Raw genomic sequence first — 380 nt, forward strand, 5'->3', positions numbered from 1 at the left:
ATGTATGCCGCCACCATTGAGAGTGAGCTGGATACGCAGTCAGCGATGGATTTTATTCTGGGCGCGAACAGTCAGGAGCAGCGGGAAAGGCTGACCGGCTGGATTGGTGAAATTGCCGCGTATTACGCCGCAGCGCCGGTCCGGCTGGGAGGCGCAAAAGTACCGCACCTGATGCCGGGTGACTCACTGAACCTGCAGACGGCTCAGGATACGGATAACGGCTACTCCGTGTTTGAGCAGTCACTGCTGCGGTATATCGCTGCCGGGCTGGGTGTCTCGTATGAGCAGCTTTCCCGGAATTACGCCCAGATGAGCTACTCCACGGCACGGGCCAGTGCGAACGAGTCGTGGGCGTACTTTATGGGGCGGCGAAAATTCGT

Annotated in this window: 1 protein-coding gene; it reads left to right on the plus strand. The window is 58.7% G+C overall.

The genetic code is table 11. The features are described 5' to 3' along the window. A partial coding sequence (locus tag J0A67_RS22660; protein ID WP_206571669.1) for a phage portal protein occupies window positions 1-380 on the plus strand: 380 nt, incomplete at both ends.

It is taken from the genome of Algoriphagus aestuariicola, assembly GCF_017254835.1.
Taxonomy (GTDB): Bacteria; Bacteroidota; Bacteroidia; order Cytophagales; family Cyclobacteriaceae; genus Algoriphagus; species Algoriphagus aestuariicola.